We start from the raw sequence: 15,087 nt of genomic DNA on the forward strand, positions 1-15,087 counted from the left end.
GGTCCGCCCTCTACCCCCCGTCCCCCACCCGCAGCCGGCACTCCCCCGTCTCCCCCGTCTCGCAGTCGCGGCGGAGGCGGCCGCGGGAGAGGGTCTGGGCGAGGCCGATGGTCCAGCACAGAGGGCAGCCGCGCAGGGCGAGCAGGCCCGCCGGCAGGAGCAGCAGGCTGAGCGGGCCGGTGAGCGGAAGCAGCGCGAACGCGCCGACCAGGCCGCCGAACCCGGCCGCGCCACGGGCCAGATGACGGGGCAGGGTCACGCTCGCGAAGTCAGGGCCGCCGGCCCCGGTCCGCGTCGTCATGGGCACCTCCAGGTGTGGGTTCGGGTTCGGATACGGGGCGGAGGGATCGCTGGACCGCGGTGCGGGCGCGGTGCAGGCGCGACTTCATGGCGGCCGTGCTGAGGCCCAGCGCCTCGGCGGCCATGCGCCCGCTGTAGCCCTGGACGTCCCGCATGATCAGGACCCGGCGCTGATCGGCGGGCAGCGCCGCGATGGCCGCCGCCACCTCGGCGGCCTCCATCCGCCGCAGCACCTCGTCCTCGGCGGAGGCGGACGCGGCCCCGAAGGCGGGCGCATAGGAAGAGGGAACGGAACCCTGCGCATCCTCCGGCAGCGCCACCGGCGCCCGCATCGCCCGTGCCCGCCGCAGGCACTCGTTGCGGACGATCCGGAACATCCACGAGGCCAGCGCCCCCGACGCCCGGAGCATCCCGATCTTGCGGTAGAGGATGATCAGGGCCTCCTGCGCGGCGTCCTCGGCGTCCTCCGGCGAGGCGCAGAGGGAGCGCGCGAAGCGCCGTACGTTCGGATGCGCCCCCGACACCAGCGCGGTCAGCGCGTCGACGTCCCCGTCCCGCGCCGCGACCACCAGTTGCTCACCGGGCCAGGACGAGTCAGCCACGGCCCTGCCTCCTCCTGCGTACGACGAAGTAGCCGCACGTACACAGCAGCACGGCCCCGGCGGCGATGGCGATTCCCACGATCACGAGTCCTCCTCCACTCACGCAGACGTCCGTCGGCACACCTATATAGGAGACGCGCGCCCCGAAAAGGATTCGCCGCCACAAGAACGCCCCGCGATCCTGCCCCGCCCGTGCCCGGCGGAAGAGCCCCTTTCCCGCCACCGCCCGGCGATATGCTCCGGCATCGCGACGACCGCACGGCGGAGCGGACAGGGGGTTACGCACGATGGCGCGGCCCTTGCTGTTCCTCGATGTGGACGGGCCGCTGAACCCGTACGCCGCCCAGCCCGAAAGGCGGCCCGAGGGCTATACGACGATCCGGGTCCCGGGTCCCGGTAGAGACGGCGGCGGCTCGGGGCCGAGCGGGCTGCTGCGGCGCGGGAAGCCGCTGCGGGTCCGGCTCAACCCCGGTCATGGGGCGGCCCTGCTGGCGCTGGGGTACGAGCTGTGCTGGGCCACCACCTGGATGGACGAGGCGAACCGGTGGATCGGGCCGGTGATCGGCCTGCCCGCGCTGCCGTTCGTGGACTTCGGTGACGCCTTGTTCCGCGAGCGGTCCGACGGTGTGCACTGGAAGACCGAAGCGCTGCTCGCGTACGCCGGTGACCGCCCCTTCGCCTGGGTGGACGACGAGCAGAGCGACGCCGACGAGACCTACGTACATGCTCACCACACGGCCCCCGCGCGCCTCCATCACGTCAATCCGCGCGTCGGGCTGCGCGACGACGACTTCACGGCGCTCGCCTCGTTCGCCGCGTCCCTCAGCGGGCCCGACCACGGGTTCTGAGGGGAGCGGGGGCGTGATCGGGCCGGAATCGCCCTTCCGTTCGGGTCGCTGAGGAGCGACGATGGGAGAAACCAGCGGGGGCCGGGACGCGGTCGCTCCTGTGGAACGGGGAACATCATGGTCGTAGCCGTAACCGTCGTGGCAGTTGTCGCCGTGGTCCTCGTCGCGTGTCTGCTCGTGCTGCGCCGGCGAGGCGGCTCCGGCGAGCAGGGCGCCGCAGGTCGCGGGGCGGCACAGCAGGGGTACGCCCAGGGCCTCGCGCACAACCACGCGCAGAGCCAGGGGATGGGGCCGTACGGGGGCTGAGCGCGCCGCGGTCCGTTGTGGGTTTGAGGGCCGGCGGGCGTTGTAGGGCTTGAGGCCCGCTCGGGTGCGTGGGCTTGAGGGCCCGGCCGTACCGCCCGCGCAGGGCGCCGAGCGGTGGGGCCGGTACGGCTGCCCGCCGGAACGGGGCTGGCCCGAGTAGACGGGCTCCGGGGGAGGACCCGCTGCCCCTCCCCCGGTCCGCCTTGGCCGTACGCCCTACCCTCGCGCCTCGATGTACGCGTAGGCGGCCAGGACGACGATCACCGCCACCGCGCCAATGGCCGCGAGGAGGGCGCAGCCGAGTGTGCCCACCGTGGCCCCGATCGTCAGCCAGCCGAACCGTGTTGTGCGTTCGGCACGTTGGACGGCGTCCTTGTACGCGCTGTCGTCGTCCCAGTCGCCCTCGGCCATGGCCGCCCCCGCCCCTCCCCGTACCGCCGAACCGGCAACCGGCCCTGCGGTGGCACACGTCCATCCGCCCCTGCCGGTCGGCGGGTTGGTGGCTCAGGGGGAACGCTACTCGGGCCGCTTCCCCGTGCTCACGGCGCATCCGGCGATACGGGAACGGCCACACCCGCTACGGCCTCGCCGCCCGGCAGTCGCCACCAGCCGCTCCAGCGCGACCCGCGCCGGCGGGCCCCACGTCGGCTTCCCGTTGGACAGACCGCGATCACCGTCGTCCCCGATCAGCAACCCGGACATCCCACGCAGGACCGCCCATCCCCGCGCGCGGCGCAGAGTCGCCACGTCGGGGGCCGGTTCGTAGGCGGCGTGGAAGCGGTCGGCGACCCCCTCCGGAAGCAGGTTCCACACGGCCGCAAGGTCGCAGGCCGGGTCGCCGGCGAAGAGGTCGCCGAAGTCGATGACGCCGCAGAACGTGCCTTCTGCTGTCAGCACGTTGGCGGAATGCAGGTCCCCGTGCACCCACATCGCCGGCCCCGCCCAGTCGGGGGCTGCGGCCGCGTCCTCCCAGACCGCGCGAATACCGTCCGGGTCGGGGACGAGACCTCGCTCGGTGACGGAGGCGAGCATCTGCTCGAAGTGCTTCCCGTACGGGGCCAGCGGCCCGCCCCGCCCCCGGCCCTCGGGCGCCCCGGCGGGAGCCGGCCGGTGCAGCGCCGTGAGGAACCCGGCCAGCGCGTCGGCCGCCTCCTCGCCCCGCGTCACCGGAACCCGGTCACCGGGTTCGCCCGGCACCCACGTGGTGACCAGCCAGCTCCGCGGAAACCGCTCGGACGGCACGCCCAGGCGCTGCGGCACGGGAACCGGCAGCGGAAGGTCCGGGGCGAGACGGGGCACCCACGCATGCTCCTTGAGCAGCAACTCGTCCGCCCCCGCCGTCGCCCACGGCAACCGCACGGCCAGCTCGTCCCCCAGACGCCACAACTGGTTGTCCCACCCCCGCGCACCAAGGCACAGGGGAAGCTCGGCAAGATCGGGATGCTGGTCACGGAGAAGATCGCGAATCAGGTCGGCGGTGATGTCGACGGGCGCGTGCGTGTGCGTATCGCTCATACGGCATCACGGTAGCGGGGCGGGGCAACGGACGTCGGCCAGCGGGAGTTGGGGCCGGTGGACGGCCCCGTTGACGGAGGGCTGGAAGCGCGGGGGAACGACTTCTCCCAGGGCCCCGTTGGGGCGTTGGGGCCATCCCCGCAGACGCGGGGAGCAACACGCGCCGATGCAGACGATCGTCGACCGTCGCGGACCATCCCCGCGTGCGCGGGGAGCAGCACCGTGACCGACACCCCGATGACCGACTCTCCGTGTACCTGGGACCATCCCCGCGTGCGCGGGGAGCAGGAGAGGACGGCAGCACCACTGCTGTACTTCCGGGGACCATCCCCGCGTGCGCGGGGAGCAGTCCTGCATCCCCGGCCGGATGTCGTCCCCCGCGGGACCATCCCCGCGTGCGCGGGGAGCAGCAGATGTACCTCGCCGAGCGCGCCCAGTTCCGGGGACCATCCCCGCGTGCGCAGGGAGCAGCCGGAGTCGCGGCCGCCCGCCGTGTCGATCGCGGGACCATCCCCGCGTGCGCGGGGAGCAGCCAGCCGACCGGCCGCCGACGTCGGCCGGGAAGGGACCATCCCCGCGTGCGCGGGGAGCAGGACTGTCCATACTGAACCTGACCACTGGTGGGGGGACCATCCCCGCGTGCGCGGCGAGCAGCAGGAACCGGGGCCGCGGTCGGCGGCCGTGGCAGGACCATCCCCGCGTGCGCGGGGAGCAGCGGACCTCGGCGAGGGCGCGGACGCGGGCCTCGGGACCATCCCCGCGTGCGCGGGGAGCAGAGCGAACGAGAACTCGGGCGCCACGGATGAGCGGGACCATCCCCGCGTGCGCGGGGAGCAGGCGACCACACCCGCACCGTCGAGAAGTGGCGCGGGACCATCCCCGCGTGCGCGGGGAGCAGACGACACCACCGCCGCACAACGACTCCGCCTCCGGACCATCCCCGCGTGCGCGGGGAGCAGCAGTGAGGCCTCATCACCGCTGGTCGGGGCGGGGGACCATCCCCGCGTGCGCGGGGAGCAGCGCGGTCGGGCGCCCGTCCCTGCCGAGCGCCTGGGACCATCACCGCGTGCGCGGGGAGCAGTGGTCGTCTTGATCCAGCTCAGACCAAGACTCAGGACCATCCCCGCGTGCGCGGGGAGCAGGTGACGACCTGCGACGGCGAGCCCATCACCGCGGGACCATCCCCGCGTGCGCGGGGAGCAGTAGGCCAGCAGAACCCCGTCCAGGGCCACGGCGGGGCCATCCCCGCGTGCGCGGGGAGCAGATACCGCGCGGGCGGTTGGGTCTGTGATGCCGAGGGGCCATCCCCGCGTGCGCGGGGAGCAGGCGACCCCAAGCAGTCCCCGATGTATTCGGGAGGGGCCATCCCCGCGTGCGCGGGGAGCAGCAGCAGGACTTCACGGCTGCTGCGGCCAAGGCAGGGCCATCCCCGCGTGCGCGGGGAGCAGACGGCCCCGGTCCAGGTGATCGGCGCCAACGCGGGGCCATCCCCGCGTGCGCGGGGAGCAGAGTGCGTGACCTGCTTGTTTGTATCGTGGGAACCCGGATTTTGACCACTTTCACCGAAACCGGCATAGCAGTCAAAATTCCCACAGCAGGCATTCCTGGTAGGCCGAGTCACGGCTCCATCGTTGCATCGTCGCGCGGGAAGCGTTTCGCTGCCAACTCGGCGCCTGCGGCGAGGGCATCCCGGACGGCCGACGCCCGCGGCTCCATCACACCGTGCCTGGGACGGGCGCACCGCGGCACCCGTCCCGTGGGCCTCCGCTCGTTCAGGCTGCGGTGTGGCGCGCATCGCCGGGGCCGGGGGCGTAGCGTTCGGCGCGCAGGCGCTTGCGGTGGTCGCTGCGGCGGACGGCGACGACGATCACGATGGTCAGGCCGATGCCGAACCCGCACATCGGGAGCACGATCGCCAGAACCGAGCCGCGCATGAACTCAACGAATCCACCGGAGTCCCCAACTGCGTATTCCGACAGTCCCTTGGACTCACAGGTGACCTCGTACGTGCCTGCCTGGCTCACTTCCAGGGCGAAGAGCGGGTTCCAGGTCTCGTCGCGGGTCCAGTAGAAGTCGATCCCCGGACCGCCGAGGCTGGGATCGCCCGGTCCGGCGATGCTGCACTCCTGGTCGTCGGACGGCCCACGGTTCTTGATCCAGATCGACTTGTCGCTGTCCGGTCCGAGCTGGAGGGAGACGGTCTCGCCGTTGGCGAACCTGTGGTGGGTGTCCACGGCGTCGGTCACGCCCTTGAACTGGTACACCCCGACGACCACGCCCAAGGCGACCAGCACCACTACGATCGCGGCCGCTATGGCGTACCAAAAGCGGCCGGGCCTGAGTTCGTTCGCCGGTATCTGCGGCGGTGCGAAGGGCAGCATCGGTGCATCGTAAACCGGCCGTTATGGCTGGTTGGCGGGTGCCAAGTGCTTTGTGACTCAACGCGTACACACCGCCGGAGAGCGTGTGGTTGGGGGCCGTCCTGCGCCTATGCCTACTACAACGATCCGCTCCGCGATGACCCGCTGGCGCCGTGCCGAACATCCCACACGCAGAACGGACCGCTGAAGGCGCCAGCTGCGCCCTTGGGGCGGGACCATCCCCGCGTGCGCGGGGAGCAGGCTCTGCAGCCTGCGGGTTTACGTCGCCTGGCTGCAGATGCCGACCGCCCCAGTAGTCCGGCACCCCGCACCCACCCCTCGCAGGGTACGGCCCGCTCGGCGCCGAGCGGGCGGCGTGAAAGCCGGGGGTCGTCCTCTCCCTTCGGGAGAGGACACACCTCACTGCTTGCCGTAGCCGACAGGCTCGACCGTGACGCCCGGACCGGAATCCGAACCGGCCTCCGTCACCGGGAGGCTGAGGCCGATGCGGAGTGTCTTGGAATGCGTCTCGTTCGGCGGGGTCACGACGATGGAGACGATGCGGAGGCCGGTGCCGCCGGTGTTGTTGGGCGGGGTGTGGAGCATGAAGTGGGTCGTCTCGCCGCCGCCGAGCACAACCGCCTGCGGCGTGTTCGCGCTGCGGTCAGCGCTGAACGTGTCGCCGTCCGACGTGTTCAGGTCGACGCCGGGGAAGCCCTTGAGCGAGCAGGCGTCGCTCTCGTTCTTCATGCTGACCAGGACGTCCCCCTCAGCCATCCCGTGATGGGCGGTGATCGTGAGGTTGGCCGTCTTGCACGGCCCGGTGTTGATCTGGCCGCCGCCGCTGCCCTTGTCGCTCCCGGAATCGCTGCCGGAGTCGCCGCCCGTGGAGCCGCCGCTCGTGCCGCCGCCGTCCGTGGCGGCGCCACCGTTACCGCCAGTGGTGCCCGAGGAAGCCGCCGAGCCCTCGGCGGCGGGGGAGGACGCGGCGCCCTGCGGCGAGGCCGCGTCGGTGCTGTCGTCCTGGCAGGCCGTCAGGCTCAGGCCCGCGAGGACGGCCACGGCGGCGAGGGTCAGCTTCTTCGTCAGCTTCGGCTGAGCGTGCATCGGGTCTTCCTTGCTGTGATGTGGGAGGTGGTGCGCTGTTGATCATTAGGACAGGGCCTCAACCCGCCTCGTTCCGATCGCGCGCCGCTGGAACGTGTCCCTGACAGACCTGTTACACAGAGCCCGGCACCCCGCCCGCCGTACGCAACTACCCGCGCACCGCACGGACCTGGGAGCCGACCGCCCGTTGCCGCCCTCCTCCACCGCTCGACCGCAAGGTGGTGGGACCGCTCCGTGTAACGAGCGGGCCGCGTTCACGGCAGTGGCGTACGCGCGTACCCGCTGACCGGCCGGGGCCCGCGGGCCCACGCCATCCCCGCACACGCGGGGAGCACTCCTTGGCGAGGCGGCGGGCCTCGTCCACCTTCGGGCAACCCCCGCGTCCGGCGGGGAACCGATCATCGCCCGGCACATTCCGGCTGACGCCCTGGGGCCATGCCCTGGGGCCATCCCCGTACGCGCAGGGAGCAGGCCGTGCGGCCATGCCCGTACCCCCGCCTCACAAACCGCGCCCCTCCTCGTCCAGCCAGACCCGCTCCCCCTCCCCCTCCCCCTCCCCGTTCACCGTCAGGCCGAAGCGTTCCCAGCCCGGACGCCCCTGCGCCACCCACCACTCGAAGCCGGCCCGTGCCTCGTCCCACAGGTGCCGGCCGCCGTGCTGCCATACGCGGGCCGTGTCCTCGCCGTCCGTCAGCAGCGCGCACGCCCAGGAGCGGTCCCTGCGGCTGTAGAGCCAGTGGGGCCGGGTGTCGCCGCGCGCCGGCGCGGCCACGTACGAGCAGTGCGGTACGCGCAGCCCCAGGGCGAAGGGCAGCGCGTCGAACCGGTCCGCGTCCGCCAGGGCCCTCACCGCATCCGCCGGAACCAACGCCGCAGGCACCGCCGGGAGTTGATGTGCGTACGCCTCATGGTCGAGCGGGGCCGTCCGGTGCGCCCGGAGCTTCATGAACTCGACCGGGCCCAGAAACCTGCCGCTCGCGCTCTCCCCCTCCGGCCCCACCCGGAGTCGTACCAGCGCGTCGGCGTTCGTGAACGCCGTACCCCACGGCGCCACGATGACGCCGCCGGGGCGCGTCTGCGTGATCCACGCGTACGGGATCGAGCGCACCCCGCACGTCGCGATGACCCGGTCGAACACCCCGCGTCCCGGCGCCCCCGCACGGCCGTCCCCGTGCAGAACGTCCACCGGCATCCCGAAGTAGTGGGCGAGGGTGTTCCGCGCGCGAGCCGCCACCCCCTCGTCCACCTCCACGGTCACCACGTTCTCCTCGCCGACCTTGTGGGCGAGGAGCGCCGCGTTCCAGCCCGTGCCCGTGCCGATCTCCAGGACACGGCAGTAGTCGTCCACCCGCAGGGCGTCGAGCATCCGGAACACCACGCTCGGCATCGACGCCGAGGACGTCGGCACATTGCCGGGTTCGCGGCCCGCGTGGCGACCGTCGTCCCACTGCGTCACGATCGGCACGTCCGCGTGCGCGTACCCCCGCCACGCCTCCGCGTCCTCGGACCGCGATACGTGGATCGCCTTCCCGGCCGCCATGTCGAACGGCCAGATCGTGTCCGGCAGGAACGCCTCGCGGGGCACTCGCGCATAGGCGTCGAGCCAGGCCGCCTTCAGGACGCCGCCCGTGGTGAGCGCGTAGCCCACCTCCTCGCGGGTCGGGTACTCCCGTACCGTCCGCCCGCCCGCAGCGCTCGTGCTCGTGCTCGTGTGCGTGCTGTTCATCGTCGGTTCCGTCCTCTCTCCGTGTGTGCTGTCGGCGCGCCGTACGGGCCTTCTACAGGCGGTACTTGGCGCGCATCGCGTTCGTCTCCCGTACGCGTGCGCGGATGCCGTCCACCCGTTCCGTCGCGTCGGTCTCCGGGTCGGGCGGCTCCGGTGGCGGCGGGGCGTCCGGACAGATCGCCGCCCCGCACCGGCACGGCGGATACGCCGCGAGCGACGCGTAGCGGGAGAGGTCCGGCCCTCGCCGCAGCCCGCGATCCGGGGCGCTGCCGCCGGCGCAGGCAAAGAGAGGGCCGGGGGCCGGGGCGGGTTCATGCTCGTTCACAGGCACGCTTTCGTGTCCCTCCGTAGCCTTTCCACTACCAGGAGCGCCCAGGGTGACCTAGCCTCGGCGAGGAGAGCAACGTGGCAATGTAGCGGTTAGGGAGGGCACGTTGGTCAACATCAAGAAGCTGAATCCGAACTCTTCGCCGCAGGCGGCTTATGGCGCGCGTTTACGCAGGCTGCGTGAGGCACGCGGCTGGACCCAGGATCACTTCGCCGGTGCGGTCGGATGCAGCGGACGCCACGTCTCGGCAATCGAGACAGGTCGCAAGCCCGCGACCCTCCTTTTCTCCCGGAAGGCTGACGCCGCATTCGGCCTGACCGGCACGCTCGACTCCTTCGAGCGTGAATGGCGCAAGATCAAGCACGGCAGCTTGCTGGAGGGCTTCCCCGAGTACGTGGGATACGAGGGCCGGGCCGTAGAGATCCGGCTCTTCCAACCTTCCCTCGTCCCCGGCCTGATGCAGACCCCTGAATACGCTCGGACCTTGAACGGCAGCTACGTACAACGCGGTTCCGTCACTGCCGAGCAGGCCGAGGAGCGCGTCTCGCTTGTGCTGGAGAGGCAGGCCGCGCTGGTGAGGCCCCGGCCGCCCATGATGTTTGTCGTCCTGGACGAAAGCTGCCTCCACCAAGCCATTGGCGGATCGAAGGTCATGAACGCCCAGCTGCTTCGGCTGGAAGAGCTGGCCGCGCTACCCAACTGGCTCATTCATGTAGCGCCATTCTCCCTGGGAGAACGGCGGGCATTCCATCTACCCGTCAATCTGCTCACACTCGCTGACCGATCCGTCGTGGCGTATGCCGAATCCGAAGTTCAGGGATATCTCGAACGCGAGTCTTCGCTCGTGGTGCCCATGCTCACCGCCTATCACCAACTTCAGGGCGAGGCACTGTCCCCGACAGCGTCGGTGGCCATGATCAGCCAGTTACGAAGGGGCATCTCGTGACTGCCGCCGCCGCTGACCGGGTCCGATGCCGGGAGTGGCAGCCACCACGTCAGGCGTGCCGCCACGCGGTGCACCGGCCCGTGACTTCAAGCAGACGCTGGCTCAGCGGTGCCGTCTCTACCGACGCGTTCACGCCGCTCGCACGTGGAGCCAGCACGTGCGCGCGTACGAGGTCAGGCCGGAGGCGCCGCTCTCCTGACGTGCCCGGCCGGACACAAAGGGGCACGTGTGATGGTCGCCCCAGGCTGGTACAAGTCCTCGTACAGCTCGAACGGCGGCGACTGCATCGAGGTCGCGGCGAACCTTGCCGGGGCCGTCCCCATGCGGGACTCCAAGCAGGACGGCGGACCGGTTGTAACCGTCTCCGCCGACACATTCGCCTCGTTCGTACGCTGGGCCGGGGCTCCGGCCGGTGAGTTCGGGGACGTCTGAGGCGCCACCGTCGCGCCCCCGATCGCGGACAGCCCTATGTGAGCGGCTTGTGCATGACGATGCATGGGCGGCCGTGGGCCCTGTCGGTACGCCGGTCGATCTCGCGCCAGCCGAGGGAGTGCCAGAAGGCGACGGCGTCGGGGTTGTTCTCCAGCACGGCGAGCCGAAGGCCGCGTCGGCCTTCGGCTCGGTACCGCTGTTCGATGAGGGCGACGAGTTGCCGGCCGATGCCCGTACGGTGGGAGTCCCCGCTCACCATCAGCAGCCCGATCCAGGGCAGGCCGTCCACCGGGTGTCGCGCGAGCAGGCAGACGATTCCGACGACTCGCCCCTCCTCGTCCCGTCCGAGCAACACCTCCCCGCCCTCCACGGCAGCCTCCGCCCGGAGATCGGCCTCCACCTTCGCGGCCTCGATGTGCTCGGGGTCGTGCTCGCCGGCCGCCTGCCAGTAGGCGGGGTTGCCGGCGTAGAGATCGACTACGTCGGCGATCTCGTCGGGCAGGAAGGCGAGGGGGCCGAGGGTGAGGTGGGGTGACATGGGGTCAGGGTACGGGGGCTCCGTCCGGGCCGAGGCCGGGTGCTGGTGGGGCGGGGCCGCCAGGTGCGTACGGGGGGGCCGGACCAGGGCGTTCCAGGCTGGTCCGGCCGTTGCCCGGCCGCTCAGCCGTTGCGCAGTGTGCGGTCGAGGAGGGGCAGCAGGCGGTCCCAGTGACGTTGCAGCCCGGCGGGGTCGAAGACGTCGGTGTCGGACATGGTGAACCCGTGGGCCGTGCCGGGGTAGATCTCGGAGGTGTAGTCGACCTTCGCGGCGTCCAGGGCCTGGTTCAGCTCGCCAAGGACTTGCGGTGTCAGGTCGTCCTCGGCGTGGCCGAAGTGGACCTGGGCGGTGATCGCCGCGAAGGCGTCCGGCCCGGCCGCGCCCACCGGGGCGTGGAACGCGGCGAGGGCGGCCACCTGGGTGGGGTGGGCCGCGGCGGTGTGCGTCGCCAGGAGGCCGCCGATGCAGTAGCCGGTGACCCCGACCGGTCCGGCGCCGACCTCGGGCTGAGCGGCGAGGAAGCCGAGGTAGGCGTGGGCGTCGCTGAGGATGCGTTCGGTGGTGTGCGCCTCGATCAAGGGCATCAACTGGGCGATGAGCGCGGGCCTTTCCTTCTCCCCGATGTGCTCGGGAAGTTCGATCACCGGTGCCGGGCCGTTCCGGTAGAAGAAGTTGGGGACGAGCACGTAGTACCCGTGGCCGGCCAGTTCGAGGGCCATCTCCCGCACCACGGGCCGGATGCCGAAGCCGTCCGCGTACATCAGCACCCCTGGGTGCCGTTCGCCGCGATCGGGGAACGCGGCGAAGGCATCGGCCTGGCCGTCCGGGGTGGGAATCCGCAGTGTCTTGGTGGGCATGAAGTCTCCTGTCGTGGTTGATGTGTTGAGCCTGCGATCAACACGACGGAGGCGGTGCCCGTGCGGCGGCGCGGGGCCCTTGGCCGAGGGGCGGGCGCGCGTCGGCCCGCACGGCGCTCAGGAGGGCACCGGGTCGCCAATCCGTGTGTGGCGCGATGCCGTCCCGGTGTTCATGGCCGCACAGCGTAGCCCACCGGGGGGCGGGGGCGGTGTCCGGTACGTGGCGCGTCGGTGTCGGGCTCGGCGGGGAGGCGGCGTACCTCGCCGTGCAGGCCGTCGCCGTGCACTTTTCGACGCGCCAGTCGTAGACCGGGTAGCCGGGACCATCCCCGCGCGTGCGGGGAGCACAACTCGGCGATCCGGGCCAGGGTGCACTCCTCGTTCGTGCACGGGCCGATCAGCATGATGTCGAGCCGCCGCGAGATGACCTTGGTCCAGGATCATCGCTCGGAGTCGGTTGGTTTCGGGCCCGCACAGACACGCGGCCTCCAGCACACCGTGCTCCTGGCCAGGCCGTCGTAGTGGGGGTGCAAGGTGTAGTGGTCGTCCCCGTCGTAGAAGACGATGTCCGTGGCACCCAGTTGCTCGGCGACCAGGTGCCGCGCAGATGCTTTCTGATCCCTGGGGCCCGCCGAACAGGATCAGGCTGGGCGGGGCGCGTCGCGGGAGGTGTGACGGGCAAGGCCAGGACGTACGTCTTCCTGGAACATCTCTTCCATTTGACTGTCGGTCAGGTGACGCGTGACGGGGTCACTCACCCGTTCCCTTGATGCTGCGGATCGCGGCCAGCTCCCCCGGGGTCTCCCGGAGGATCTCCTCGATCCGTTCCCAGTCGTCGGCGGACAGGCCGTCCCGCTCGGCCAGAAGGAGCGCGCGCTCCGCCCGCAACTCCTGGGCGGCTCCCTGGGCCGGTGCTGCCCCGATTCGGGCGCTGTACGCGGAGATCAGCGCGTTGAACAGAGCGCGGGCCTGCTCGTGGCGGCCATCCCGGCGACTGTCCCCCGAGCCTTGCTTGGCATCATTTCCCCCTTGGGTTCAGGCCATGGGTCCTACACTTCCGTGTGGCAGTGAGCGATCTGCCGCATTCCCCGCATACCCGGGAGGCCCCTATGGCACTGTCGCCCAGCGAATGGCGCAAGAGCACCTACAGCGGCAACTTCGAGGACGCTTGTGTGGAGGCCCGAGCAGCTGCGTCCACCGTGCACGTCCGAGACTCCAAGGACCTCTCCCGGCACCCTCTGGAGTTCTCCGGGCCGGCATGGCAGGTATTCCTCTCCGCCTGCAAGCAGCCGACGCCCCAAGACGTGTGACCCCACTCACGCCAAAAGCCTCCGGAACACAGGACCATCCCCGCGTGTGCGGGGAGCACAGCTGCGGCCCGTCCGTGGGCGCCACCGCGAGGGGACTATCCCCGCGAGTGCGGGGGGGCACCGGAGGGGTTCGAAGATGCTAGCGACAACTTCGGGACCGTCCCCGCGTGTGCGGGGAGCACTCGCGCTGGAGCTGGAGCACTGCGGAGAGCACGGGACCATCCCCGCGTGTGCGGGGAGCACGTTCACAGCATGTCCACGCTAGACCGTCCGTCGGGACCATCCCCGCGTGTGCGGGGAGCACTTCGGCGCCCACGAGTTCGCCGCCGAGAACGCGGGACCATCCCCGCGTGTGCGGGGATCACGGAATCGCCGCCACGGTGGGGGACATGAAGCGGGGACCATCCCCGCGTGTGCGGGGAGCACGCGAGCCAGTGGTTCATGGTCAGACTCCGAACATGGTGAAGAGGGACCATCCCCGCGTGTGCGGGGAGCACATCGGAGTCGAGGCGTACTCGTCGGGCCGGCCGGGACCATCCCCGCGTGTGCGGGGAGCACTTGTCGCCGGTGAGACGCGCGGGAGCGACGACGGGACCATCCCCGCGTGTGCGGGGAGCACTTCGAGCCACCCTCGATCGACTGGTAGTACGCGGGACCATCCCCGCGTGTGCGGGGAGCACAGCTCGACGGTCATGTCGGAGCGCAACGTGAAGGGACCATCCCCGCGTGTGCGGGGAGCACTTGCCGGTCTGACCGGGCGAACGGACGTCGTCGGGACCATCCCCGCGTGTGCGGGGAGCACACGACCTCGACCTGCGTGCGGCCGGGCATGTCGGGACCATCCCCGCGTGTGCGGGGAGCACGTGAGCCGGGAGAGCCTCCTCTCGTCTGCGGTGGGACCATCCCCGCGTGTGCGGGGAGCACTTATCACCTCGTGGGGGAGCCCCTCCCACACCGGGACCATCCCCGCGTGTGCGGGGAGCACACCGCGTCCGCGAGCGTCCCTCCCATGGTGGTGGGACCATCCCCGCGTGTGCGGGGAGCACCTCACCCTGGCGTATGTTGACCAGCACTTCCGGGGACCATCCCCGCGTGTGCGGGGAGCACGCCCCGGCGCGGCCCCATCGACACCGTCAGATCGGGACCATCCCCGCATGTGCGGGGAGCACTCTTCGTGACCTGGGCGTTTATCCCGGCGTCGCGTAGAAACTGACCACTTTCACAGACTCCGGCATATCAGGCCCAACATCTCGCTCCTATGCATACCAGGCCAACCCGCTCACCGTTCGGGTCCGCCATCGTGACGCGGTCGTTGGGTTGATTGTCTCTCCGTCAGCCTAGGCTGCGGTGGCCTGTCCGATCATGTATGAGGGGGAAGTTCATGTCTGGTACACCGCAGGGGGTGCGGCGGCGGTTGTCCTGGCTGGCCGTTGCGGTGGTTGTGCTTGTTGCCGGGGCGGGGGGCTTCGTCTGGTTGTTCCAGGACCGGTTGTTCCATCCCTTCGGGGACTCCCGTGCGTGCGACGGCAGTCAGACGCAGCTTCCCCAGGTCATCTCTGCCGGAGGTGCGCCGATACCCGCCGGCGCCTCCGACGTCCACTACTACACCCGGAACGGCATCGCCGAGGTCACCTTCACCAGCGGCCAGGTCGCCGACTACCTCCACCGTGCCGGTGTACTCCCCGACGACGCGCCCCTGTTCGACCAGGAGTACGGCTCCAAGGCGGACGCCGAGGACGAGATCGCGCTGCCCGATGGCTTGTGCGGTTCGCCCCTGCGCGGCCCCGTCTGGGTCTACGGCTCCACCAGCGCGGCCGGCCACCGCGTCAGCGTCATGGTCGAACGATCCCCCGCCGACAACCTCTCCCTCCGCGTGCCGGCTCGTGCCGTGGTCACCTACCACCTCCCCTGA

General features: G+C 71.2%; 18 protein-coding genes and 2 CRISPR repeat arrays. Of the genes, 6 read left to right on the forward strand and 12 right to left on the reverse strand.

What is annotated here, in order from left to right; translation table 11 throughout:
- Positions 1-10: 10 nt before the first annotated feature.
- From OG710_RS09430 to OG710_RS09440, 3 genes are read right to left on the reverse strand one after another with little or no spacing between them, the layout of a single operon-like run.
- Positions 11-301 (reverse strand): hypothetical protein, encoded by a 291-nt coding sequence (locus OG710_RS09430; RefSeq protein ID WP_330238915.1) that lies wholly within the window; start codon positions 299-301, stop codon positions 11-13.
- Positions 270-902: an RNA polymerase sigma factor gene (locus tag OG710_RS09435; protein ID WP_330238916.1), complete on the reverse strand. Its 633-nt coding sequence runs from the start codon at positions 900-902 to the stop codon at positions 270-272. The genes OG710_RS09430 and OG710_RS09435 overlap by 32 nt, the downstream gene beginning before the upstream one ends.
- A complete protein-coding gene (locus OG710_RS09440) occupies positions 895-987 on the reverse strand; it encodes an LPXTG cell wall anchor domain-containing protein (RefSeq protein WP_330238917.1) in 93 nt (30 codons plus the stop codon). Before OG710_RS09440 ends, OG710_RS09435 begins: the two co-directional genes overlap by 8 nt.
- A 202-nt stretch (positions 988-1,189) precedes the next feature.
- Here OG710_RS09440 and OG710_RS09445 point away from each other — a divergent pair, with 202 nt between their 5' ends.
- Positions 1,190-1,750 (forward strand): hypothetical protein, encoded by a 561-nt coding sequence (locus OG710_RS09445; protein WP_330238918.1) that lies wholly within the window; start codon positions 1,190-1,192, stop codon positions 1,748-1,750.
- A 117-nt stretch (positions 1,751-1,867) separates the two neighbouring features.
- Positions 1,868-2,056, forward strand: a complete 189-nt coding sequence (locus OG710_RS09450) for a hypothetical protein (RefSeq protein ID WP_330238919.1) — start codon at positions 1,868-1,870, stop codon at positions 2,054-2,056.
- A 216-nt stretch (positions 2,057-2,272) separates the two neighbouring features.
- Here OG710_RS09450 and OG710_RS09455 read toward each other — a convergent pair whose 3' ends face one another.
- The 6 genes from OG710_RS09455 to OG710_RS09480 all read right to left on the reverse strand — a co-directional run bounded on the left by OG710_RS09455 (position 2,273) and on the right by OG710_RS09480 (position 9,095).
- Positions 2,273-2,467 (reverse strand): hypothetical protein, encoded by a 195-nt coding sequence (locus OG710_RS09455; protein ID WP_111331202.1) that lies wholly within the window; start codon positions 2,465-2,467, stop codon positions 2,273-2,275.
- Between the two features lie 105 nt (positions 2,468-2,572).
- Positions 2,573-3,571: an aminoglycoside phosphotransferase family protein gene (locus OG710_RS09460; protein WP_330238920.1), complete on the reverse strand. Its 999-nt coding sequence runs from the start codon at positions 3,569-3,571 to the stop codon at positions 2,573-2,575.
- Positions 3,572-3,700: 129 nt separating this feature from the next.
- Positions 3,701-5,080: a CRISPR direct-repeat array (repeat unit 28 nt; unit sequence GGACCATCCCCGCGTGCGCGGGGAGCAG).
- 263 nt (positions 5,081-5,343) lie between these two features.
- Positions 5,344-5,952, reverse strand: a complete 609-nt coding sequence (locus tag OG710_RS09465) for a hypothetical protein (protein WP_330238921.1) — start codon at positions 5,950-5,952, stop codon at positions 5,344-5,346.
- A gap of 399 nt (positions 5,953-6,351) precedes the next feature.
- Positions 6,352-7,038 (reverse strand): DUF4232 domain-containing protein, encoded by a 687-nt coding sequence (locus OG710_RS09470; RefSeq protein WP_330238922.1) that lies wholly within the window; start codon positions 7,036-7,038, stop codon positions 6,352-6,354.
- A 499-nt stretch (positions 7,039-7,537) separates the two neighbouring features.
- On the reverse strand, positions 7,538-8,764 hold the full coding sequence (locus OG710_RS09475) for a methyltransferase domain-containing protein (protein ID WP_330238923.1): 1,227 nt from the start codon (positions 8,762-8,764) through the stop codon (positions 7,538-7,540).
- 52 nt (positions 8,765-8,816) lie between these two features.
- A complete protein-coding gene (locus OG710_RS09480; protein WP_330238924.1) occupies positions 8,817-9,095 on the reverse strand; it encodes a hypothetical protein in 279 nt (92 codons plus the stop codon).
- A gap of 103 nt (positions 9,096-9,198) precedes the next feature.
- Between OG710_RS09480 and OG710_RS09485 the strand changes: the two genes are divergently transcribed.
- Both OG710_RS09485 and OG710_RS09490 read left to right on the forward strand, forming a co-directional pair.
- Positions 9,199-10,038 carry a helix-turn-helix domain-containing protein gene (locus tag OG710_RS09485; RefSeq protein WP_330238925.1) on the forward strand — a complete coding sequence of 280 codons (840 nt, stop codon included), beginning with the start codon at positions 9,199-9,201 and terminating at the stop codon, positions 10,036-10,038.
- Between the two features lie 231 nt (positions 10,039-10,269).
- Positions 10,270-10,470 (forward strand): DUF397 domain-containing protein, encoded by a 201-nt coding sequence (locus tag OG710_RS09490; RefSeq protein WP_330238926.1) that lies wholly within the window; start codon positions 10,270-10,272, stop codon positions 10,468-10,470.
- A 34-nt stretch (positions 10,471-10,504) separates the two neighbouring features.
- On the opposite strand, the gene OG710_RS09495 is transcribed toward OG710_RS09490, so the two are convergent.
- From OG710_RS09495 to OG710_RS09505, 3 genes are all read right to left on the reverse strand, one after another.
- Positions 10,505-11,008 (reverse strand): GNAT family N-acetyltransferase, encoded by a 504-nt coding sequence (locus OG710_RS09495; protein WP_330238927.1) that lies wholly within the window; start codon positions 11,006-11,008, stop codon positions 10,505-10,507.
- A 122-nt stretch (positions 11,009-11,130) separates the two neighbouring features.
- Positions 11,131-11,865: a dienelactone hydrolase family protein gene (locus OG710_RS09500; protein WP_330238928.1), complete on the reverse strand. Its 735-nt coding sequence runs from the start codon at positions 11,863-11,865 to the stop codon at positions 11,131-11,133.
- A 750-nt stretch (positions 11,866-12,615) separates the two neighbouring features.
- Positions 12,616-12,753 carry a hypothetical protein gene (locus OG710_RS09505; protein WP_330238929.1) on the reverse strand — a complete coding sequence of 46 codons (138 nt, stop codon included), beginning with the start codon at positions 12,751-12,753 and terminating at the stop codon, positions 12,616-12,618.
- A gap of 221 nt (positions 12,754-12,974) precedes the next feature.
- On the opposite strand from OG710_RS09505, the gene OG710_RS09510 reads away from it, so the two are divergent.
- Positions 12,975-13,175: a DUF397 domain-containing protein gene (locus OG710_RS09510; RefSeq protein ID WP_330238930.1), complete on the forward strand. Its 201-nt coding sequence runs from the start codon at positions 12,975-12,977 to the stop codon at positions 13,173-13,175.
- Positions 13,176-13,328: 153 nt separating this feature from the next.
- A CRISPR array of direct repeats spans positions 13,329-14,344; the repeat unit is 29 nt; unit sequence GGGACCATCCCCGCGTGTGCGGGGAGCAC.
- Positions 14,345-14,556: 212 nt separating this feature from the next.
- Positions 14,557-15,087: a hypothetical protein gene (locus OG710_RS09515; protein ID WP_330238931.1), complete on the forward strand. Its 531-nt coding sequence runs from the start codon at positions 14,557-14,559 to the stop codon at positions 15,085-15,087.

Source organism: Streptomyces sp. NBC_00525, from assembly GCF_036346595.1.
Lineage (GTDB): Bacteria > Actinomycetota > Actinomycetes > Streptomycetales > Streptomycetaceae > Streptomyces.